24 protein-coding genes are annotated in these 12,174 nt (G+C 62.5%); all 24 read right to left on the bottom strand.

Annotated features, from left to right (window positions below; genetic code table 11):
- Window positions 1–6 precede the first annotated feature (6 nt).
- Window positions 7–363: a 30S ribosomal protein S13 gene (gene rpsM / locus AC5P7E_RS12045; RefSeq protein WP_004154500.1), complete on the bottom strand. Its 357-nt coding sequence runs from the start codon at window positions 361–363 to the stop codon at window positions 7–9.
- A 347-nt stretch (window positions 364–710) separates the two neighbouring features.
- Window positions 711–2,078: a preprotein translocase subunit SecY gene (secY, locus tag AC5P7E_RS12040; RefSeq protein WP_005408215.1), complete on the bottom strand. Its 1,368-nt coding sequence runs from the start codon at window positions 2,076–2,078 to the stop codon at window positions 711–713.
- A gap of 7 nt (window positions 2,079–2,085) precedes the next feature.
- The gene (rplO, locus tag AC5P7E_RS12035) at window positions 2,086–2,529 is read right to left on the bottom strand and encodes a 50S ribosomal protein L15 (protein ID WP_004154498.1); all 444 of its coding nucleotides are present in this window, start codon (window positions 2,527–2,529) and stop codon (window positions 2,086–2,088) included.
- Window positions 2,530–2,535: 6 nt separating this feature from the next.
- Window positions 2,536–2,727 carry a 50S ribosomal protein L30 gene (gene rpmD, locus AC5P7E_RS12030; RefSeq protein WP_005408214.1) on the bottom strand — a complete coding sequence of 64 codons (192 nt, stop codon included), beginning with the start codon at window positions 2,725–2,727 and terminating at the stop codon, window positions 2,536–2,538.
- The gene (gene rpsE, locus AC5P7E_RS12025; RefSeq protein ID WP_005408213.1) at window positions 2,720–3,262 is read right to left on the bottom strand and encodes a 30S ribosomal protein S5; all 543 of its coding nucleotides are present in this window, start codon (window positions 3,260–3,262) and stop codon (window positions 2,720–2,722) included. The genes rpmD and rpsE overlap by 8 nt, the downstream gene beginning before the upstream one ends.
- Before the next feature lie 161 nt (window positions 3,263–3,423).
- Window positions 3,424–3,783 carry a 50S ribosomal protein L18 gene (rplR, locus tag AC5P7E_RS12020; RefSeq protein WP_024957318.1) on the bottom strand — a complete coding sequence of 120 codons (360 nt, stop codon included), beginning with the start codon at window positions 3,781–3,783 and terminating at the stop codon, window positions 3,424–3,426.
- Between the two features lie 80 nt (window positions 3,784–3,863).
- Complete coding sequence (gene rplF, locus AC5P7E_RS12015) at window positions 3,864–4,388, bottom strand: 50S ribosomal protein L6 (protein WP_005408211.1); 525 nt, start codon at window positions 4,386–4,388, stop codon at window positions 3,864–3,866.
- A gap of 18 nt (window positions 4,389–4,406) precedes the next feature.
- Window positions 4,407–4,805, bottom strand: a complete 399-nt coding sequence (gene rpsH, locus AC5P7E_RS12010; RefSeq protein WP_005408210.1) for a 30S ribosomal protein S8 — start codon at window positions 4,803–4,805, stop codon at window positions 4,407–4,409.
- Between the two features lie 258 nt (window positions 4,806–5,063).
- Window positions 5,064–5,369, bottom strand: a complete 306-nt coding sequence (rpsN, locus tag AC5P7E_RS12005; RefSeq protein WP_005408209.1) for a 30S ribosomal protein S14 — start codon at window positions 5,367–5,369, stop codon at window positions 5,064–5,066.
- A gap of 18 nt (window positions 5,370–5,387) precedes the next feature.
- Window positions 5,388–5,930 (bottom strand): 50S ribosomal protein L5, encoded by a 543-nt coding sequence (gene rplE / locus AC5P7E_RS12000; protein WP_004154491.1) that lies wholly within the window; start codon window positions 5,928–5,930, stop codon window positions 5,388–5,390.
- A gap of 11 nt (window positions 5,931–5,941) precedes the next feature.
- Window positions 5,942–6,259, bottom strand: coding sequence for a 50S ribosomal protein L24 (gene rplX, locus AC5P7E_RS11995; RefSeq protein ID WP_004154490.1), 318 nt, complete (start codon window positions 6,257–6,259; stop codon window positions 5,942–5,944).
- 16 nt (window positions 6,260–6,275) lie between these two features.
- A complete protein-coding gene (gene rplN, locus AC5P7E_RS11990; RefSeq protein WP_004145357.1) occupies window positions 6,276–6,644 on the bottom strand; it encodes a 50S ribosomal protein L14 in 369 nt (122 codons plus the stop codon).
- An 11-nt stretch (window positions 6,645–6,655) separates the two neighbouring features.
- On the bottom strand, window positions 6,656–6,925 hold the full coding sequence (rpsQ, locus tag AC5P7E_RS11985; RefSeq protein WP_004154489.1) for a 30S ribosomal protein S17: 270 nt from the start codon (window positions 6,923–6,925) through the stop codon (window positions 6,656–6,658).
- A gap of 11 nt (window positions 6,926–6,936) precedes the next feature.
- Complete coding sequence (gene rpmC, locus AC5P7E_RS11980) at window positions 6,937–7,122, bottom strand: 50S ribosomal protein L29 (protein WP_004154487.1); 186 nt, start codon at window positions 7,120–7,122, stop codon at window positions 6,937–6,939.
- Complete coding sequence (gene rplP / locus AC5P7E_RS11975) at window positions 7,122–7,535, bottom strand: 50S ribosomal protein L16 (protein ID WP_004154486.1); 414 nt, start codon at window positions 7,533–7,535, stop codon at window positions 7,122–7,124. Before rplP ends, rpmC begins: the two co-directional genes overlap by 1 nt.
- Before the next feature lie 5 nt (window positions 7,536–7,540).
- A complete protein-coding gene (gene rpsC / locus AC5P7E_RS11970; RefSeq protein WP_004145350.1) occupies window positions 7,541–8,275 on the bottom strand; it encodes a 30S ribosomal protein S3 in 735 nt (244 codons plus the stop codon).
- A gap of 18 nt (window positions 8,276–8,293) precedes the next feature.
- Window positions 8,294–8,629, bottom strand: coding sequence for a 50S ribosomal protein L22 (rplV, locus tag AC5P7E_RS11965; RefSeq protein WP_004145348.1), 336 nt, complete (start codon window positions 8,627–8,629; stop codon window positions 8,294–8,296).
- Window positions 8,630–8,641: 12 nt separating this feature from the next.
- Window positions 8,642–8,911, bottom strand: coding sequence for a 30S ribosomal protein S19 (rpsS, locus tag AC5P7E_RS11960; RefSeq protein ID WP_004154485.1), 270 nt, complete (start codon window positions 8,909–8,911; stop codon window positions 8,642–8,644).
- 6 nt (window positions 8,912–8,917) lie between these two features.
- Window positions 8,918–9,745 carry a 50S ribosomal protein L2 gene (rplB, locus tag AC5P7E_RS11955; RefSeq protein ID WP_004145339.1) on the bottom strand — a complete coding sequence of 276 codons (828 nt, stop codon included), beginning with the start codon at window positions 9,743–9,745 and terminating at the stop codon, window positions 8,918–8,920.
- 10 nt (window positions 9,746–9,755) lie between these two features.
- Window positions 9,756–10,055, bottom strand: a complete 300-nt coding sequence (rplW, locus tag AC5P7E_RS11950) for a 50S ribosomal protein L23 (protein ID WP_004145338.1) — start codon at window positions 10,053–10,055, stop codon at window positions 9,756–9,758.
- Entirely contained in the window at window positions 10,052–10,657 is a 606-nt protein-coding gene (gene rplD / locus AC5P7E_RS11945; protein ID WP_004145337.1) for a 50S ribosomal protein L4, read from the bottom strand. The genes rplW and rplD overlap by 4 nt, the downstream gene beginning before the upstream one ends.
- A 12-nt stretch (window positions 10,658–10,669) precedes the next feature.
- On the bottom strand, window positions 10,670–11,320 hold the full coding sequence (rplC, locus tag AC5P7E_RS11940) for a 50S ribosomal protein L3 (protein WP_004145336.1): 651 nt from the start codon (window positions 11,318–11,320) through the stop codon (window positions 10,670–10,672).
- An 11-nt stretch (window positions 11,321–11,331) separates the two neighbouring features.
- Window positions 11,332–11,643: a 30S ribosomal protein S10 gene (gene rpsJ / locus AC5P7E_RS11935; RefSeq protein ID WP_005408208.1), complete on the bottom strand. Its 312-nt coding sequence runs from the start codon at window positions 11,641–11,643 to the stop codon at window positions 11,332–11,334.
- A gap of 332 nt (window positions 11,644–11,975) precedes the next feature.
- The coding region (locus tag AC5P7E_RS11930; protein WP_495213722.1) for an EF-Tu C-terminal domain-related protein at window positions 11,976–12,174 on the bottom strand (199 nt) is incomplete at its 5' end.

The following is a 12,174-nucleotide window of genomic DNA, read 5'->3' as shown; positions in this document are numbered from 1 at the left end:
AGTCCCTTACTTCTTGATCGCCTTGCGCGGACCCTTGCGGGTGCGGGCGTTGGTACGGGTGCGCTGGCCACGCAGCGGGAGGCCACGACGGTGACGCAGGCCGCGGTAGCAGCCCAGGTCCATCAGGCGCTTGATCGCGATGCCGATCTCACGGCGCAGATCGCCTTCCACGATGTACTTGCCGACTTCGGCGCGCAGGCGCTCGATTTCCGGCTCCGACAGATCGCGGATCTTGGTGGTCGAAGCAACGCCTGCGACTTCGCAGACCTTCTTCGAACGGGTACGGCCGATGCCGTAAATGCTTTGCAACCCGACCCAGACATGCTTCTGGGCTGGCAGGTTGACGCCTGCAATACGCGCCATGACGCGGTTCTCCAGCTGAGTGATGGCCGACAGCGCGCCTCGGGCACGCCAATCCGGCAGGATGGATCAAAAAAGTGAACTAGCGATACTAACAAGGTTCCGGTTTACATGGAAGCCCGTGAAACCATTGGTTTCATGAACCCGGCCTGGGGAGTGTGCCCAGGCTCCGGCGCCGGATGGGGTTGGACCTGGGGTTTCCCCCGGGGCCGCCCGCGCTACTCCAGCGCGGGACCACCTCATCACACCCCCACCCGGAACCGCTGCGGGGGCCGCCCTTCGTTTGTGTGGCCGGAGTCCGCGAAGCGGAGGGACCATCACGTCAGGAAGACGAAAGTATAACAGGCCAATCAGCCGCGGGCAAAACCGCCGCGGTTGCCGCCCTTCAGGTTGGCCTTCTTCAGCAGGCTCTCGTACTGGTGGGACATCAGGTGCGCCTGCACCTGGGCGATGAAGTCCATCACCACCACCACCACGATCAGCAGCGAAGTACCACCGAAGTAGAACGAGGCGTTCAGCTGCGTGCGCATCAGTTCCGGCAGCAGGCAGACGATCACCAGGTAGGCCGAGCCGGCTGCGGTCAGGCGGGTCAGCACGCCGTCGATGTAATCGGCGGTGGCCTTGCCCGGACGGATGCCCGGAATCAGCGCGCCCGACTTCTTCAGGTTGTCGGCGGTTTCCTGCGAGTTGAACACCAGCGCGGTATAGAAGAACGCGAAACCGGTGATCAGCGCAGCGAACACGATCATGTGCAGCGGCTCGCCCGGGCCGAGGGCATTGGCGACCTTCTGCAGGACCTGGCCGAAGCTGCTCTGGTTGGCAGCCTGGCCGGACCACATGGCCAGGGTGGCCGGGAAGGCCAGCAGGCTCGAGGCGAAGATCGCCGGGATGACGCCGGCCATGTTGAGCTTCAGCGGCAGGAACGAGGTCTGGTTCATGTACGCGTTGCGACCGCCCTGGCGGCGCGCGTAGTTGACCGTGATCCGGCGCTGGCCACGCTCGACGAACACCACGAAGAAGGTGAAGGCGAGCACGACGATGGCGATCAGCAGCAGCTGGATGAACTGGATGTTGCCGTCGCGGTAGGCGTCGAAGGTGTGGATGATCGCACCCGGCAGGCCTGCGACGATACCGGCGAAGATGATCAGCGACACGCCGTTGCCGATGCCGCGCTCGGTGACCTGCTCACCGACCCACATCAGGAACATGGTGCCGGCGGTCAGCGCGACCACGGCGGTGAGCACGAAGCCCATGCCCGGCGCGTACACGACCGGAGCGCCCGACGGCGAGACCTGGCCCTGCAGGGCCAGCGCGATCGAGCCGCCCTGCACCACTGCCAGCAGCACGGCGCCGATGCGCGAATACTGGGTGATCTTGCGGCGGCCGGACTCACCTTCCTTCTGCATCGCCTTCAGGGCGGGGAAGATGTGCACGGCCAGCTGCATCACGATCGATGCCGAGATGTACGGCATCACGTTCAGCGCGAAGATGCTGAAACGGTGCAGGGCGCCGCCCGAGAACATGTTGAACATGTCCACGATGCCGCCGCCCTGCTGTTGCATCATGGCAAGCATGGCATCGGGATTGACGCCCGGCACCGGCACGTAGCAGCCGATGCGATAGACGATCAAAGCCCCGACGACGAACAGCAAACGTTGGCGAAGTTCAGTGAACTTGCCCATTCCGCCCGCGAGGTTACCGATGCCAGCTTGCGCCATGATTTTCTTACTCCGTTACGCTGCCGCCGGCAGCTTCGATCGCGGCCTTGGCACCCGCCGTGGCAGCAATACCCTTCAGGGTGAACGCCTTGGTCACTTCGCCCTTGACGACGACCTTGGCCTTCTTGGCAGTGCTCGGGACCAGCTTGGCAGCACGCAGGGCGGCGAAGTCGATCTCACCGGCCGGCAGCTTGTCCAGCGCGTACAGCAGCACTTCAGCGGTGTCCTTGGCGATCGGCGAACGGAAGCCGATCTTCGGCAGACGACGCTGCATGGGGGTCTGGCCGCCTTCGAAGCCAGCCTTGATCTTGCCGCCACCCTTGCGGGCGAACGAACCCTTGTGGCCGCGGCCGGCAGTCTTGCCCAGGCCCGAGCCGATACCGCGACCGACGCGGGTACGCTCGGTGCGGGCGCCCGGTGCCGGGCTCAGTTCATTGAGACGCAGAGTCATGGTCGATTACTCCTCAACCTGGACGAGGTACTGAACCTTGTTGATCAGGCCGCGCACCTGCGGGCTGTCCTTCAGTTCACGCACATCGTTGAGCTTGTTCAGGCCCAGGGCACGCACCGACAGGCGGTGACGCGACTGGGTGCCACGCAGGCCACGCACCAGGCGGACCTTGACAGTCTTGTTGGACTCATTAGCCATGGTTGAGTTCCTCCACCTTCTTGCCGCGCTTGGCCGCGATGCGGGCCGGCGACTGCGCAGCAGACAGGCCCTTCACGGTGGCACGCACCAGGTTGATCGGGTTGCGCGAACCGGTGGCCTTGGCCAGCACGTTCTTCACGCCAACCGCTTCCAGCACGGCGCGCATGGCACCGCCGGCGATGACGCCGGTACCTTCCGAAGCCGGCTGCATGAACACGCGGGCTGCGCCGTGACCATCCTTGATGGTGTGCCACAGGGTGCCGTTGTTCAGGTCAACGCTGACCAGGTTCTTGCGGGCCTGTTCCATCGACTTCTGGATGGCGACCGGCACTTCGCGGGCCTTGCCATAACCGAAACCGACCTTGCCTTCGCCGTCGCCGACAACGGTCAGGGCGGTGAAGGTGAACTGGCGGCCACCCTTGACGGTCTTGCTGACGCGGTTGACCGCGACCAGCTTTTCGATCATGCCGTCGTCGATCTTCTCTTCGCGGTTACGGTCGCGATCGCGACCCCGCTGCTGACGCTCTTCTGCCATGTTGATTCCTTGGTTGTTTGGGTATGTACGGCTCGAAGCCGCTTATGGTTGTGGCGTGACGCGGCGTTCCGGTGGGCCGCTGCAGAAGAGCGGCGCCGTCCAGCCTCACTCAGGCTGGCGAGCAGGCAGGCAGGAGGCCAATGGCCCCCTGCCCTTGTCCCTTAGAACTGCAGGCCGGCTTCGCGGGCCGCTTCTGCCAGGGCCTTGATGCGGCCGTGGTAGCGGTAGCCCGAACGATCGAAGGCAACCTTCTCGACGCCGGCGGCCTTGGCGCGCTCGGCGACGATGCGGCCAACCTTGGCGGCGGCATCGGCGTTCTTGCCGTTCTTCAGGCCTTCCATGACGTCGGTCTGGGTGGTGTTGGCGGCAGCCAGCACCTTGGAACCGTCGGCGGTGAAGACCTGGGCGTACAGGTGCTGACCGGTGCGCAGCACCGACAGGCGGGCGACGCCGAGCTCACGGATGTGGGCGCGGGTCGACTTGGCGCGACGCAGGCGGGCGATGTTCTTGTTCATTTTGATTATTCCTTGAAAGCTGAAGGAAGAGCTTTTCCCTGAGAAGTCCGCACAGGGATGTGCGGGCTCTTGCGAGGGACTCGCGCTTATGCCTTCTTGGCTTCCTTACGGATGATGACTTCGTCGGAGTACTTCACGCCCTTGCCCTTGTACGGCTCCGGCTTGCGGAACGCACGGATCTTGGCGGCAACTTCACCGACGACCTGCTTGTCAGCGCCCTGGACCAGAATCTCGGTCTGGGTCGGGGTCGACAGGGTGATGCCTTCCGGCGCCACGAACACGACCGGATGCGAGAAGCCCAGCGACAGGCTCAGGTCCTTGCCCTGCATGGCAGCGCGGTAACCCACGCCGACCAGCTCCAGCTTGCGCTCGAAGCCTTCGGACACGCCCTTGACCATGTTGGACAGGATCGCACGCACGGTACCGGTCAGTGCGACCAGGTCAGCGTTCTCGGTGCTCAGGGTGGCAACGCCGTTGTCGACGTTGATGGCAATACCGGCCGGCTTGGCCAGCGACAGGGTGCCCTTCGGGCCCTTGGCGGTGACGCTGTCCGACTGGACGTTCAGTTCAACCTTACCCAGGTCGATCGGCTTCTTGGCTACGCGGGACATAGTTCTACTCCTTTCGCCTTAGGCCACGAAGCACAGGACTTCGCCGCCGACGCCCAGCTGGCGCGCCTGCGCATCAGTCATGATGCCCTTGGAGGTGGAAATGATGGAGATACCCAGGCCGTTCATGACCTTCGGCAGCTCGCTCTTGCCGCGGTACTGGCGCAGGCCCGAACGCGAGAAGCGCTTCAGGGTCGCGATGACCGGCTTGCCTTCGAAATACTTCAGCACGATTTCCAGCTCGGACTTGTTGTTTTCCAGCTGGGTCACGCGCAGGTCGGTGATGTAACCCTCGTCCTTCAGGACCTGGGCAATCGCAACCTTGATCTTGGACGACGGGGCTTTCACCGTCTGCTTGCCAACCGCGGCCGCATTCTTGATGCGGACCAGCAGGTCGGCGATGGGATCAGTCATGCTCATATGAGTACCTTTGAGTGCACCGATATCCGCTTTCGCGAAAATCTGTTGTCTCCTGGAAACGGGCCAGGTCCCTTGTTGCAGTGGGCCGGAAGCCCACTCCTACAACCCCGTCTGCACAGGGCAAGACGCGGGAGTATACGCCAAAAGAGCCCGGCTTGCGCCGGGCTCTTCGGTTTTTTTGCGTCGGGAAAGCTGAATGCCTCCCCTGCCCGGTTCAGGAACCCCCGAAGGGGCTCCTGATCGCAGGGCCGGCTGGGATCACCAGCTGGCCTTGCGCAGACCCGGGACGTCGCCACGCATGGTGGCTTCACGCAGCTTGTTACGGCCCAGACCGAACTTGCTGTAGACGCCACGCGGACGACCCGACAGCTCGCAACGGTTGCGCTGGCGGCTCGGCGACGAATCGCGCGGCAGCTTGGCCAGCTTGGTTGCGGCGTCGATCTTCTCTTCGTAGGTCGCGTCCACGGAGGACACGATCTTCTTCAGAGCTGCACGCTTTTCAGCGTACTTCTTTGCCAGCTTTTCCCGCTTGATGTCGCGGTTGACCATGGAGGTCTTTGCCATTTCGGTTTCCTCGACAGATCAGTTACGGAACGGGAACTTGAACGCTGCCAGCAGCGCCTTCGCTTCCGCGTCGGTCTTCGCAGTGGTGGTGATGGCGATATCCATACCGCGGATCGCGTCGACGGCGTCGAAGTCGATTTCCGGGAAGATGATCTGCTCCTTCACACCCATGTTGAAGTTGCCGCGGCCGTCGAAGGAACGACCGGAAACACCACGGAAGTCGCGCACGCGCGGCAGCGAGATGTTGATCAGGCGATCCAGGAACTCGTACATCTTGTGGCGACGCAGCGTGGTCTTGCAGCCGATCGGCCAACCATCGCGGATCTTGAACGACGCAACCGACACACGCGACTTGGTGACAACCGGCTTCTGGCCGGAAATCTTGGTCATGTCGCCGACGGCGTTTTCCAGGATCTTCTTGTTGGTGGCCGCTTCGCCGACACCCATGTTCAGGGTGACCTTGACCAGCTTCGGCACTTCCATCGGATTGGTGTAGCCGAACTGCTTCATCAGCGCCGGCACCACTTCGTCCTTGTAGAACTTTTCGAGACGGGAACTCATCTTCTCATTCCTCAGGCGTCGAGCGCCTCACCGCTGGAGCGGAACACACGCAGTTTGCGTCCATCCTCCAGCACCTTGAAGCCAACGCGTTCGCCCTTGCCCGAAGCCGGGTTCAGAACATTCACGTTGGAGATATGGATCGAAGCTTCGCGCTCGACCACGCCGCCGGCAACACCTGCCTGCGGGTTCGGCTTGGTGTGGCGCTTGACGATGTTCACGTTGGCGACGACCACACGGTCGCCGTCGACGCGGACGACTTCGCCCTGCTTGCCCTTGTCCTTGCCAGCGTTGACGACAACCTGGTCGCCCTTCTTGATACGGTTAGCCATGATTATCTCCTGTCGCTCACAGCACTTCGGGAGCGAGCGAGACGATCTTCATGAACTTCTCCGAACGAAGTTCACGGGTCACCGGCCCGAAGATACGGGTACCGATCGGCTCCTGCTTGCTGTTCAGCAGAACGGCAGCGTTGCCGTCGAAGCGGATCAGCGAGCCGTCGGCGCGACGCACACCCTTGCGGGTACGCACCACGACGGCGTCATACACTTCACCCTTCTTGACCTTGCCGCGCGGAATCGCATCCTTCACGGTGACCTTGATGATGTCGCCGATGCCGGCGTAACGGCGCTTGGAACCACCCAGCACCTTGAAGCACATCACCTGCTTGGCACCCGAATTGTCCGCGACGTCAAGGTAGCTCTGCATCTGGATCATGATTCAGCTCCTTATTCAGCCGCGCGCGTGATGACTTCCACCACGCGCCAGTTCTTGGTCTTGGACATCGGAGCAATCTCGGTCACGCGGACGACATCGCCTTCCTTGCAGGCGTTGTCGGCATCGTGGGCGTGCAGCTTCGTCGAGCGCTTGATGTACTTGCCGTACAGCGCGTGCTTGACCTGACGCTCAACCAGGACGGTAACCGTCTTGTCCATCTTGTTGCTGACGACACGGCCTTCGACCGTGCGCAGCGTCTTCTTTTCAGTATTGTCGCTCATAGCGGCCATCCTTACTTCGTGCTGCCGAGCAGGGTCTTGACGCGAGCAATCTCGCGACGGACCCGGCGAATGTCGTGGGTCTTCGGCAGCTGGCCGGTGACCTGCTGCATACGGACAGAGAACTGTTCCTTACGCAGGTCGATCAGGTGGGCCTTGAGTTCGTCAGCCGACTTTTCACGGAGAGTTTTGATATCCATCAGCGCACCGTACGGGTCACGAAAGTGGTGGTGACCGAGAGCTTGGCGGCGGCCAGGCGGAACGCCTCGCGAGCCACTTCCTCGGAAACACCCTCGATTTCATAGATCATGCGGCCGGGCTGGATCTGGGCCACCCAGTATTCCACGTTACCCTTACCAGAACCCATTCGGACTTCGATGGGCTTCTTGGTGATGGGCTTGTCGGGGAACACGCGGATCCACATCTTGCCGCCGCGCTTGACGTAGCGGCTGATCGAGCGGCGGGCCGCTTCGATCTGACGCGCGGTCAGCTGACCGTGTGCGGTTGCCTTCAGGCCGTATTCGCCGAAGCTGACAGCGTTGGCGCTCCAGCTCAGGCCATCGTTACGGCCCTTGTGTACCTTGCGGTACTTGGTTCGCTTGGGTTGCAACATTGTCGTTACCTCGCTTCACGGGCCGGGCGCTGACGGTCACCACGGTCGCCGCGATCGTGACGATCGTTGCGCGACGGGGTGTCGTCCTGCTTTTCCTGGCCAACCTGGGAGAAATCGAAGACCTCGCCCTTGTAGATCCAGACCTTGATGCCGATGATGCCGTAGGTCGTCTTGGCTTCAGCGAAGCCATAGTCGATGTCGGCACGCAGGGTGTGCAGCGGCACGCGGCCTTCGCGGTACCACTCCGAACGGGCGATTTCTGCACCGTTGAGGCGGCCACCCACGTTGACCTTGATGCCCAGGGCACCCAAGCGCATCGCGTTGCCGACCGAGCGCTTCATTGCGCGGCGGAACATGATGCGACGCTCCAGCTGCTGGGCGATCGACTCGGCAACGAGCTGCGCGTCCAGTTCCGGCTTGCGCACTTCGGTGACGTTGATGTGCGCCGGGACGCCCATCATCTCGCTCACTTCCTTGCGCAGCTTCTCGATGTCCTCACCGCGCTTGCCGATCACCACGCCCGGACGGGCGGTGTGGATCGTCACGCGAGCGGTCTTGGCCGGACGCTCGATCAGGATCTTGCTGATGCCGGCCTGAGCCAGCTTCTTGCGCAGCATTTCGCGCACTTTCAGGTCGGCTGCCAGGTAACCAGCGAACTCGGCCTTGTTGGCGTACCACTTGGAGTTCCAGTCCTTGGAAATGCCGAGGCGGATACCAATCGGATGAACTTTATGACCCATGGTCTTTTCCTTATCCGCTTACTTGGCGGCGCCCACAACCACAGTGATGTGGCTGGTGCGCTTGAGGATGCGGGTACCGCGGCCTTTCGCCCGCGCCATGAAACGCTTCAGGGTCGGACCTTCATCAACCATGATGGTCTGAACCTTCAGCTCGTCGACGTCGGCGCCCTGGTTGTTCTCGGCGTTGGCAATAGCCGACTCCACCACCTTCTTGATCAGGTGGGCAGCCTTCTTGTCCGAGAACTTCAGCAGGTTGACCGCACGCTCGGCCGGCAGACCGCGCACCTGGTCAGCGACCAGACGAGCCTTCTGCGGGGAGATGCGCGCAGTGCGCAGGATGGCTTTCGCTTCCATTGTCATCTCTCCTTACTTGCCCGACTTCTTGTCACCACCGTGACCCTTGAAGGTCCGGGTGATGGCAAATTCGCCGAGCTTGTGGCCGACCATGTTCTCGTTGACGAGAACCGGGATGTGGTTCTTGCCGTTATGCACGGCAATGGTGACGCCTACCATGTCAGGCAGGATCATCGAACGGCGCGACCAGGTCTTGATCGGCTTCTTGCTGCCCGCAGCGGCCTCCACCTTCTTGACGAGGTGGTGATCGACGAACGGGCCCTTCTTGAGTGAACGTGCCATGGTCGATTAGCCCCTACGATCGCGGACGATGAACTGCTGAGTGCGCTTGTTATGGCGCGTCTTGTAACCCTTGGTCGGGACACCCCACGGGGTGACCGGATGCGGGTTACCCTGGCCGGCCTTCGCCTCACCACCACCGTGCGGGTGGTCAACCGGGTTCATGGCAGCACCACGAACGGTCGGGCGGACGCCGCGCCAACGCTTGGCACCAGCCTTGCCCAGCTTTTCCAGGCTGTGCTCGTCGTTGCCGACTTCGCCGATGGTGGCGCAGCACTCGACCGGAACCTTACGCATTTCACCCGAGCGCAGGCGCAGGGTGGCGTAGATGCCTTCGCGAGCCACCAGCTGCACGGCCGCACCAGCGGCGCGAGCGATCTGAGCGCCCTTGCCCGGCTTCAGTTCGATGCAGTGGATGGTGGTGCCGACCGGGATGTTGCGCAGCGGCAGGGTGTTGCCAGCCTTGATCGGGGCATCCGAACCAGCGATCACCTGATCACCGGCCTTCAGGCCCTTCGGGGCGATGATGTAGCGACGCTCACCGTCGACGTAGCACAGCAGAGCGATGTGCGCGGTGCGGTTCGGATCGTATTCGATGCGTTCCACGCGCGCCGGGATGCCCAGCTTGTTGCGCTTGAAGTCGATGATGCGGTAGTGCTGCTTGGCACCACCACCGACGTGACGCACGGTGATGCGGCCATGGTGGTTACGACCACCCGAGCGGCTCTGCGACTCGACCAGCGCAGCGTGCGGAGCACCCTTGTGCAGGTCGGGAGTGACCACGCGCACGGCCGAACGGCGGCCGGGGGAAGTGGGCTTGAATTTCATCAATGGCATGGGATGTACCTCAGGCCTTGGCCGTTACATCGATCGACTGGCCATCGGCCAGGCGAACGTACGCCTTGCGCCAATCGCCGCGGCGGCCAGCACGGTTACGGAAGGACTTGTTCTTGCCCTTGACGTTGACCACGTTGACGGCTTCGACCTTGACGTCGAACAGCTGCTCAACCGCGGCCTTTACATCGGCCTTGGTGGCTTCGTTCGAAACTTCGAAGACATACTGGTTGGAGAGTTCCTGCAGGCGCGCGGTCTTTTCGGAGACACGCGGGGCACGCAGCACGCTGAAGATTTTTTCGTTGCTGTTCATGCCAGCCACTCCTCGACCTTCTTGACCGCGTCAGCGGTGATGACGACCGTGTCGGCACCCACCAGCGAGACCGGATCCAGACCCTGGACGTCACGCACCTGCACGTACGGCAGATTGCGGGCGGACAGGTACAGGTGCTCGGACGCTTCTTCGGTGACGATCAGCGGGCGCTTGCCCACTTCCAGGCCGGCCAGCTTGGCGATCAGACCCTTCGTGTTGGTCACTTCGACGTCGAAGGACTCCACGATGGTCAGACGGCCCTGACGGTTCAGCTCGGACAGGATCGCGCACATGGCGGCACGGTACTGCTTACGATTGACCTTCTGCTCGAAGCTGCGCGGCTTGGCCGCGAAGGTGACACCGCCGCCGACGAAGATCGGAGCCGTCAGTGCGCCATGACGCGCGCCGCCGCCCTTCTGCTTCTTCGACTTCTTGGTGGTACCAGCCACTTCGGAGCGAGTCTTCTGTGCCTTGGTGCCGGCGCGACCGGCGTTGCGGTAGGCAACGACGACCTGGTGGACCAGATCTTCGCTGAAATCGCGACCGAACACGGCGTCGGAGACCGAGACCTTGTTGTTGCTACCCGTGATAACGAGTTCCATCGTCATCTCTCCTTATGCCTTGCTCGCCGGACGGACGATCACGTCGCCACCCGCCGCGCCCGGAACGGCGCCGCGAACGGCGATCAGACCGCGCTCGACGTCGACCTTGACCACTTCCAGGTTCTGGGTGCTCTGCTGCACCGCACCCATGTGGCCCGACATCTTCTTGCCCGGGAAAACGCGACCCGGGGTCTGGCGCTGACCCAGCGAACCCGGCGCGCGATGCGACAGCGAGTTACCGTGGGTTGCATCGCCCATACGGAAGTTGTGGCGCTTGATGGTGCCCTGGAAGCCCTTACCCTTGGTGACACCCTGGACGTCGACGATCTGGCCGACTTCGAAGATGTCCGCCTTGACTTCGCCGCCAACGGCGAAATCGCCGAGCTGCGCGTCTTCAACGCGGAATTCCCACAGGCCACGACCCGCTTCCACCTTCGCCTTGGCGAAGTGGCCGGCTTCCGGCTTGTTGACCAGGGCAGCGCGACGCGCGCCGACGGTCACCTGCACGGCGCTGTAGCCGTCGGTTTCGACGGTCTTGATCTGCGCGATGCGGTTCGGGGTTGCTTCGATCAGGGTCACCGGGATGGAGCGGCCATCTTCAGTGAACACGCGGCTCATGCCAGCCTTGCGGCCCACGAAGCCCAACGAATACTTCTTCGTCATGGTCGTAGTCCTCAGGTCAGCTTGATCTGAACGTCGACGCCGGCAGCCAGTTCGAGCTTCATCAGCGCGTCCACGGTCTTGTCATTCGGGTCAACGATATCGAGCACGCGCTTGTGCGTGCGGGTCTCGTACTGGTCACGCGCGTCCTTGTCGACGTGCGGGGAAACGAGAACGGTGTAACGCTCGATCTTGGTCGGCAGCGGGATCGGGCCACGCACTTGCGCGCCGGTCCGCTTTGCCGTTTCAACGATCTCGCTGGCCGAACGGTCGATCAGACGATGATCGAACGCTTTCAGCCGGATCCGGATCTTTTGGTCCGCCATGGCGGTAGGTTCCTTCGTTAAAAGAGCGACAGACAAAGCCTCTGGGTTGCTTTGCCCCATGAAATTCCTGAATACGGACGGCCCGCACTCCTGCAGGCCGCCAAGGTCAATCCATAGACCTCAAAAACGTAGGCAGACCAGTTTCCCGGCCTGCCCAGACGTAGAAGCATAATGGCACGCAAGGCAGCTGTCAACAGTCGCCTGTTGACGCCGCCTGAATGGCATTGACCCTTCCTGGTCCGGGGAACACAAGGCACATCCTGTGCCTGCTTTCCCATTTGATACGCCCCGATGCCCTACCCAGGCAACATCGGGGCGCAGATACTACCAGATTACTCGATGATCTTCGAGACCACGCCGGCGCCGACGGTACGGCCGCCTTCGCGGATAGCGAAGCGCAGGCCTTCGTCCATTGCCACCGGGTTGATCAGGGTGACGACCATCTTGACGTTGTCACCCGGCATCACCATTTCGACGCCTTCCGGCAGAGCAGCTGCGCCGGTGATGTCGGTGGTGCGGAAGTAGAACTGC

It is taken from the genome of Stenotrophomonas sp. YJH_SMC_25 (assembly GCF_059369595.1).
Note: the sequence above shows the minus strand (reverse complement) of the source record. Positions and strands in the feature narration are given on the sequence as shown.

Coding starts and splice junctions, on each gene's coding strand:
- rplC (WP_004145336.1), bottom strand. CDS start 11,320: ATGACGAAGAAGTATTCGTTGGGCTTCGTGGGCCGCAAGGCTGGCATG.
- secY (WP_005408215.1), bottom strand. CDS start 2,078: ATGGCGCAAGCTGGCATCGGTAACCTCGCGGGCGGAATGGGCAAGTTC.
- rplW (WP_004145338.1), bottom strand. CDS start 10,055: ATGAACAGCAACGAAAAAATCTTCAGCGTGCTGCGTGCCCCGCGTGTC.
- rpsE (WP_005408213.1), bottom strand. CDS start 3,262: ATGGCAGAAGAGCGTCAGCAGCGGGGTCGCGATCGCGACCGTAACCGC.
- rplB (WP_004145339.1), bottom strand. CDS start 9,745: ATGCCATTGATGAAATTCAAGCCCACTTCCCCCGGCCGCCGTTCGGCC.
- rplF (WP_005408211.1), bottom strand. CDS start 4,388: ATGTCCCGCGTAGCCAAGAAGCCGATCGACCTGGGTAAGGTTGAACTG.
- rplD (WP_004145337.1), bottom strand. CDS start 10,657: ATGGAACTCGTTATCACGGGTAGCAACAACAAGGTCTCGGTCTCCGAC.
- rplN (WP_004145357.1), bottom strand. CDS start 6,644: ATGATCCAGATGCAGAGCTACCTTGACGTCGCGGACAATTCGGGTGCC.
- rpmD (WP_005408214.1), bottom strand. CDS start 2,727: ATGGCTAATGAGTCCAACAAGACTGTCAAGGTCCGCCTGGTGCGTGGC.
- rpsS (WP_004154485.1), bottom strand. CDS start 8,911: ATGGCACGTTCACTCAAGAAGGGCCCGTTCGTCGATCACCACCTCGTC.
- rpmC (WP_004154487.1), bottom strand. CDS start 7,122: ATGGATATCAAAACTCTCCGTGAAAAGTCGGCTGACGAACTCAAGGCC.
- rplO (WP_004154498.1), bottom strand. CDS start 2,529: ATGACTCTGCGTCTCAATGAACTGAGCCCGGCACCGGGCGCCCGCACC.
- rplX (WP_004154490.1), bottom strand. CDS start 6,259: ATGGCTAACCGTATCAAGAAGGGCGACCAGGTTGTCGTCAACGCTGGC.
- rpsM (WP_004154500.1), bottom strand. CDS start 363: ATGGCGCGTATTGCAGGCGTCAACCTGCCAGCCCAGAAGCATGTCTGG.
- rplV (WP_004145348.1), bottom strand. CDS start 8,629: ATGGAAGCGAAAGCCATCCTGCGCACTGCGCGCATCTCCCCGCAGAAG.
- rplE (WP_004154491.1), bottom strand. CDS start 5,930: ATGAGTTCCCGTCTCGAAAAGTTCTACAAGGACGAAGTGGTGCCGGCG.
- rpsH (WP_005408210.1), bottom strand. CDS start 4,805: ATGAGCATGACTGATCCCATCGCCGACCTGCTGGTCCGCATCAAGAAT.
- rplP (WP_004154486.1), bottom strand. CDS start 7,535: ATGTTGCAACCCAAGCGAACCAAGTACCGCAAGGTACACAAGGGCCGT.
- rpsQ (WP_004154489.1), bottom strand. CDS start 6,925: ATGAGCGACAATACTGAAAAGAAGACGCTGCGCACGGTCGAAGGCCGT.
- rpsN (WP_005408209.1), bottom strand. CDS start 5,369: ATGGCAAAGACCTCCATGGTCAACCGCGACATCAAGCGGGAAAAGCTG.
- rpsJ (WP_005408208.1), bottom strand. CDS start 11,643: ATGGCGGACCAAAAGATCCGGATCCGGCTGAAAGCGTTCGATCATCGT.
- rpsC (WP_004145350.1), bottom strand. CDS start 8,275: ATGGGTCATAAAGTTCATCCGATTGGTATCCGCCTCGGCATTTCCAAG.